The following is a 5667-nucleotide window of genomic DNA, read 5'->3' on the forward strand; positions in this document are numbered from 1 at the left end:
TAAGAGAACGCCCACACGGTGGTATCAGAATTGCAGGCCCCGGGTATGGAGTACCCGAGGCTGGTATGCAATAAGAAACAGCGTGAGGGTGAATACATGGCATTGTTTCCCAAGTTTTCGAAAAAGAAGGATGGGGTAAATGTTGTGATGGAGCAGAGGCTTCTTCAGAACACCAGCAACCTTATCCTCAATGCTGAGACCTGCACGGGCTGCGGCATCTGTGTCGACGCCTGCCCCGAGGAGGCCATCGTCCTCGGGCTCGTCGGTGCATCAAGGCGTGGTGCTATCAACTACGCTACCCCGATCGATGTTGACGAGACCAAGTGTTCCTACTGTGGTGTCTGCGTCATCATGTGCCCGTTCAATGCATTGACACTGAAGGTAGATGGTCAGGAGAGACTCCCGATCATCGAGAAAGAAGGATTCCCGCAGTACGACATGAAGGCGGAGATTGACGACGAGAAGTGTGTCAAGTGCACTACCTGCGAAGAGGTATGCCCGCGGGATGCAATCGACCGCAATGTCCCCGCCTACGAAGGGACCTACAAGGGCCCGGTTGCCGGCGCAAAGCCGAAGGCTGCCGCAATGAAGAAGAAGACGACCTTTACCGTTGACAAGGAGAAGTGTACACTCTGCGGCCTGTGTGGTGCTCTCTGCCCGGCAATTGTCGTGAAACACAAGGAGTTCACGGCCGAGTCCGGCAAGGTGGAAGGCGACGTGATCTGGGACGAGACCAAGTGCGACGCCTGCAAGGTGTGCGTCGAAGCCTGCCCCGAGGAATGCATCACGGTCGAGCGCGAGATCATCTCCGACAAGATCGATGGAAAGGTCGACATTATCCAGGACAACTGCTGCACGTGCAGATGGTGTGCGGTAAACTGCCCGACCGAGGCAATCACCGTTGAGAAGATCTTCGAGGGGGACATTGAGTTCCACGCTGAGAAGTGCCCTGGCGGCTGCTCAACCTGTGCAGAGATCTGCCCGGCAAACGCGATCTACCTGCCGACACCGAAGCCCGCGGCCGACATGAAGCACGAGATCGAGCCCACAATCGCCGTCAACAAGGACTTCTGTATCTTCTGCGGCGCCTGTGTGAATGCCTGCCCCGGTGAGGATATCATCGTCCTTACGAGGACCAATGTCCGCATGAAAGGCACGGAAACCGACCTCTTCAAGAAGATCAAGGCAAAACTCTGCACCACAAGGACATCGAAGGTGAAAGAGGATGTGCCCGGACAGGTCAGCCTGAAAGTTATGGGGAAGGCGTGAAGATCATGGCACGAACAAAAGGTTACCCGGAAGCGCTGGAGAAGAAACTCCGCGACCAGAGATATATCCGTGAAGACTCGAACCCCGAGTTCACCAAGAACGTAAAGGCAATCTCCCGCACCATTGCCCACATGTGCTACCAGTGTGGTACCTGCACCGGCTCCTGCCCGTCAGCCCCCCGCAGCTCATACCGCATCCGCAAATTCATGAGGAGAGCCGTACTCGGCCTCGAGAACGAGGCACTGACCGACCCCGACCTCTGGCTCTGCACCACCTGCTACAGCTGTTCGGACCGGTGCCCGCGGGACATCATCCCGACGGATGTCATCATGTCCATGAGGAACCTCGCATTCAAGCGCGATATCGTCCCGGTCAACTTCTTAAAGACCGTGCAGGCGATCTACGCATCAGGCCACGGTGTTCCCAACAACGATGTGAACCGTGCAGCCCGCGAGAAACTCGGACTGACCCGCGACCCGCCGACAACCCACATGTATCCCGAATATATGCCCGGCATCCGGAAGATCATCGACCACTACAAGCTCAAGGCCGAAGCGGACCGGATCGTCAAGGAAAGGGAGGGCTAAGCCATGTCTGAATCAGGCATAAACCACAAGTTCGCATTCTACCTTGGATGCATTGCCCCGAACCGGTACCCCGGTGTCGAATCCGCCTCCATCAAGGCGATGAAGAAACTCGGCGTCGAACTCGTCCCCTTAAAGGGTGCAAGCTGCTGCCCGGCTCCCGGTGCATTCGGCTCGATCGACCTCAAGGTCTTCTATGCAATGGCAGCAAGGAACCTCGTGCTTGCCGAGCAGATGAAGATGGACATTGCCCTTGTCTGCAATGGCTGCTACAAGTCGATCTGGGAAGTCAACCACAAGCTCAAGCACAACAAGGACCTCCGCGACGATGTCAACGAAGTCCTCAAGGAAGTCGACATGGAGTACAAGGGTACTATCAATGTCTACCACACCGCAGAGCTCCTCTACAACGACAAATTCATCGGTATTGAGAAGGTCCGCGACAGCGTGACCAACCCCCTGACCGGTGCCCGCGTTGCCGTCCACTACGGCTGCCACCTGGTGAAGCCCCACAAGGACCGCGAGTTCGAGAAGGAAGTCATGCTCAACACCGAGTGCCCGACCTGGATGGAAGAGCTCGTTGCTGCAACCGGTGCAACCCCGGTCGAGTACCGCAACAAGATGCAGTGCTGTGGCGCCGGTGGCGGTGTCCGCGGGTACGATATCGTCCATGCACTCGATATCACCAACGAGAAACTCATCAATCTCAAGGAAGTCGGCGTCGATGCGCTTACCGACATCTGCCCGTTCTGCCAGCTCCAGTTCGACCGTGGTCAGATTGAGATTGAAGAGAAGTTCGGTGTCAAGTACAACCTCCCGGTTCTTCACTTCGCTGAACTCCTCGGTCTCGCACAGGGAATGAGCCCGCAGGAACTCGGGCTGGACCTCCATGGTATCAGCTGCGAACCGTTCCTGCAGAAGGTGCTGTGAGGTGGTAAACATGGCAGAAAAGAAAGCAACCACCAAGAAAGCCCCGTCCAAGAAAGAGGACTCAAAGAAGGTAGCTCCCGTGAAACAGGAAACCAAGAAAGCGGCAGCACCTGCCGCAAAGCCCAAGGCTGCTCCGGCAGAGGCTGCAGCAGTTGCACCCACGACAAACGCGGGCGATGCACGCGTCGGTGTGTTCATCTGTCACTGCGGTACCAACATCGCCGGATCGATGGACATCGAAGCGGTCCAGGAAGCCTCAAAGAAAGTCCCGCATGTGGCCTATGTTGACAACTATAAGTACATGTGCTCGATGCCCGGGCAGACTGTCATCAGCAAGGCCGTCAAGGACCACAAGCTGACCGCCGTTGTCGTTGCAGCATGCACCCCGCGTCTCCACGAGCCGACCTTCCGCACAGCAACCAAGGACGCAGGCTTAAACCCCTTCCGGTTCGAGATGGCAAACATCCGTGACCAGAACTCGTGGGTGCACATGCACGACCGCGAGGGTTCAACCGACAAGGCAATCGATGCCATCAAGATCGCCGTGGCAAAAGCAGCACTCCTCCAGGACCTCCACCCGAAGTCCGTTCCTGTGGAGCCAACGGCAATGGTCGTCGGTGCCGGTGTCGCCGGTATGCAGGCAGCCCTTGACCTTGCAGCAGCAGGCATCAAGACCTACCTCATCGAGTCCGACATGAGCATCGGCGGACGTATGTCCCAGCTCGACAAGACCTTCCCAACACTCGACTGTTCGCAGTGTATCCTTACCCCGAAGATGGTGGATGTCGGCAGGGCCGAGAACATTGAGCTCATGACCTGGTCCGAGGTCCATGAAGTCGAAGGCTACATCGGAAACTTCGATGTCACGATCCGCAAGAAAGCCCGCGGAGTCATGACCCCCAAGGAAGCCGAAGCCAAGGGAATCGTTGGCGGCGGCTGCAATGGCTGCGGTGACTGTGAGAACGTCTGCCCGGTCGTCAAGCCGAACGAATTCGAAATCGGCATGAAACCGAGGAAGGCTATTTACATCAACCACCCGCAGGTCGTCCCCCTTATCTACACCATCGACTTCAACTCCTGTGTCAAGTGCGGCCTCTGTGTCACTGCCTGTGGCCCCGAGAAGCGTGCAATCGACCTCGAGATGAAAGACGAGTTCGTCAAGGTCAAGGTCGGAACTGCAATTCTTGCAACCGGTTACGACATCTTCCCCATCGAGAAGAAAGAAGAGTGGGGATACAAGCGGTTCGAGAACGTCATCTCCAGTCTGGAATTCGAGCGGCTTATCTGTGCTTCCGGCCCGACCGGGGGTCACCTGGTCCGCCCGAGCGATGGCGAGACCCCGAAGCGGGTCGCCTTTGTGCTCTGCGCCGGGTCACGTGACAACACCGGAACCGGCAAGCCCTACTGCAGCCGGTTCTGCTGTATGTACTCGCTCAAGCATGCCCACCAGATCATCGAGAAGATCCCCGGGTGCATCCCGTACCTCTTCTACATGGATATCCGTTCCTTCGGCAAGATGTACGAAGAGTTCTACTACCGTATCCAGGACGAGGGCGCCAAGTTCATCCGCGGCCGCGTGGCAAACATCATCGAGGATCCCAAGACCAAGAACCTTCACGTCATGACTGACGACACGCTCCTCGACCGCCCCATTGACATGGAAGTCGACATGGTCGTGCTCGCAGCAGCAATCCAGCCCAAGGAAGATACCAACCGGACCCGCAAACTCTTCGGTGTATCGTGCTCCATGGATGGCTGGCTCCTCGAAGCCCACCCGAAGCTGAACCCGTGCGGTACCACAACAGCCGGTGTTTTCCTTGCCGGTGTCTGCCAGGGCCCGAAGGATATTCCGGACACGGTAGCATCCGCAGAAGGTGCGGCATCCGCGGCATCCATCCCGATCCACATGGGTGCAGTCGAACTTGAGCCGTATTTCGCCATGTGCATTGAAGACAAGTGCGCAGGCTGCGGCATGTGTGTCAACCTCTGCCCGTACTCCGCTCTCTCCCTTGTTGAGAAGAACGGCCGGACCGTCATGCAGGTCACCGAGGCCAAGTGCAAGGGCTGCGGTACCTGCGGTGGCTTCTGCCCCGGTGGTGCAATCTGGATGAACCACTTCGCAACTCCCCAGATCGTGGCACAGATCGATGCCTTCCTGCTCGGAGGTGAGCAGTAAATGTCTGCACCAGGAAACTTCCCCATCCCCAAGCGTGGCCCCGGCATCTGGCAGCCCAAGATCCAGGGTATCGTCTGCAACTGGTGTTCCTATGCCGGTGCAGACCTTGCCGGCGGTGGCCGTATCCAGTACCCCCCCGATGTCCGGATCGTCCGTGTCATGTGCACGGGCCGTATCGACGCACTCTTCGTGCTGAAGTCCTTTGCTGACGGCGCTGATGGTGTCCTTGTATCGGGATGCCACTTCGGTGACTGCCACTACCTTGAGGGCAACTACAAGGCATCCAAGAGGATGTTCATGGTCAAGCGCCTGATGAAGAGCATCGGCCTTGACGACCGCCGCTTCCGGATGACCTTTGTCTCGGCATCCGAAGGTGCAAAATGGGGCGCTGTGATCACCGATGTGGTCAAGACCATCAACGAACTTGGCCCCAGCCCCATCACCGAGATCGCAAAAGAGATGGAGATCAAGTAACGGTAAAACCAGGGAGACAGTATCTCCCATTTTTTTACCCGCATTCCAGCTCAAAATCGCACAAGAAAGCACTGCAAATCCAGCTTTCGGGGAGATGATTCAGGCAAAAAGGACCTGCCCCTAAAGCATCTTTTTTATACAGAGCGCATACTGGAATCAGCAGTTTTTATATATATTATAACAACCAGTTGTACGAATTTTATTTTTGTTAATACTGCGTACAATAATGAAACC

5 protein-coding genes are annotated in these 5667 nt (G+C 56.6%); all 5 read left to right on the forward strand.

What is annotated here, in order from left to right; genetic code table 11:
* The first annotated feature begins 96 nt into the window (after nucleotides 1–96).
* The 5 genes from CW742_RS05985 to CW742_RS06005 are packed head-to-tail and all read left to right on the forward strand — an operon-like array spanning nucleotide 97 to nucleotide 5433.
* Complete coding sequence (locus tag CW742_RS05985; protein ID WP_292417846.1) at nucleotides 97–1269, forward strand: 4Fe-4S binding protein; 1173 nt, start codon at nucleotides 97–99, stop codon at nucleotides 1267–1269.
* A gap of 5 nt (nucleotides 1270–1274) precedes the next feature.
* Nucleotides 1275–1856, forward strand: a complete 582-nt coding sequence (gene hdrC, locus CW742_RS05990) for a CoB--CoM heterodisulfide reductase subunit C (RefSeq protein ID WP_292417850.1) — start codon at nucleotides 1275–1277, stop codon at nucleotides 1854–1856.
* Between the two features lie 3 nt (nucleotides 1857–1859).
* The gene (gene hdrB / locus CW742_RS05995; RefSeq protein WP_292417853.1) at nucleotides 1860–2783 is read left to right on the forward strand and encodes a CoB--CoM heterodisulfide reductase subunit B; all 924 of its coding nucleotides are present in this window, start codon (nucleotides 1860–1862) and stop codon (nucleotides 2781–2783) included.
* Between the two features lie 10 nt (nucleotides 2784–2793).
* Nucleotides 2794–4959 (forward strand): CoB--CoM heterodisulfide reductase iron-sulfur subunit A family protein, encoded by a 2166-nt coding sequence (locus tag CW742_RS06000; RefSeq protein WP_292417856.1) that lies wholly within the window; start codon nucleotides 2794–2796, stop codon nucleotides 4957–4959.
* Complete coding sequence (locus tag CW742_RS06005) at nucleotides 4960–5433, forward strand: hydrogenase iron-sulfur subunit (RefSeq protein ID WP_292417859.1); 474 nt, start codon at nucleotides 4960–4962, stop codon at nucleotides 5431–5433.
* The last annotated feature ends 234 nt before the right edge of the window (nucleotides 5434–5667 follow it).

It is taken from the genome of Methanoregula sp., from assembly GCF_002835825.1.
In the GTDB taxonomy this organism is placed as follows: domain Archaea; phylum Halobacteriota; class Methanomicrobia; order Methanomicrobiales; family Methanospirillaceae; genus Methanoregula.

Bases quoted from the DNA above. Each gene is read 5' to 3' on its own strand.
- CW742_RS05985 (WP_292417846.1), top strand. From the start codon at position 97: ATGGCATTGTTTCCCAAGTTTTCGAAAAAGAAGGATGGGGTAAATGTT.
- hdrC (WP_292417850.1), top strand. From the start codon at position 1,275: ATGGCACGAACAAAAGGTTACCCGGAAGCGCTGGAGAAGAAACTCCGC.
- hdrB (WP_292417853.1), top strand. From the start codon at position 1,860: ATGTCTGAATCAGGCATAAACCACAAGTTCGCATTCTACCTTGGATGC.
- CW742_RS06000 (WP_292417856.1), top strand. From the start codon at position 2,794: ATGGCAGAAAAGAAAGCAACCACCAAGAAAGCCCCGTCCAAGAAAGAG.
- CW742_RS06005 (WP_292417859.1), top strand. From the start codon at position 4,960: ATGTCTGCACCAGGAAACTTCCCCATCCCCAAGCGTGGCCCCGGCATC.